Source organism: Lactobacillus sp. C449L (assembly GCF_059900815.1).
The window spans coordinates 1-455 of record NZ_JBWXGA010000225.1 but is presented as its reverse complement, the minus strand read 5'-3'; the positions used below and the strand labels follow the sequence as shown (position 1 = coordinate 455).

Here is a 455-nt window from a genome sequence, read left to right as displayed (position 1 = left end):
GAACATCAGGTTGCCGAAACGGAGCGCCAGCAGGTTCTGCACCGTCTCCTTGCCGAGATAATGGTCGATGCGGAAGATCTGCCGCTCCTCGAAGACCTCGCGGACCGCGTCGTTGATCTCGCGGCTGGAGGCGAGGTCGGTGCCCAGCGGCTTTTCGAGCGCCAGGCGGACGTTGCCGGCCGACAGCCCGGCCGAGGCGAGGCCGGCGATCGTCGCGCGGAACAGCGACGGCGCGGTCGACAGGAAGATGGCGAGGTTGGCCTGCCCGCCCGCGGCCGCCTGGAGCCTGGCGAACTGCGTGGCGTCGGACGCGTCGAGCGGCACATAGGTCAGCCGCTGGAGGAAGCTCGCCGCGACATCGTCCCTGAGGAAGCCGGCATCCACGAAGCGCTTCAGCGCCGCCAGCGCCGCCGCGCGGAAGCCATCGTCGTCATGGTCGCTGCGCGCGGTGGCGA

At 70.1% G+C, this 455-nt stretch carries 1 pseudogene; it reads right to left on the bottom strand.

Annotated elements, in window-relative coordinates:
- Window positions 1-455 (bottom strand): annotated as a pseudogene (locus tag AC2JF9_RS09145) (glucose-6-phosphate dehydrogenase); the annotation flags it as partial.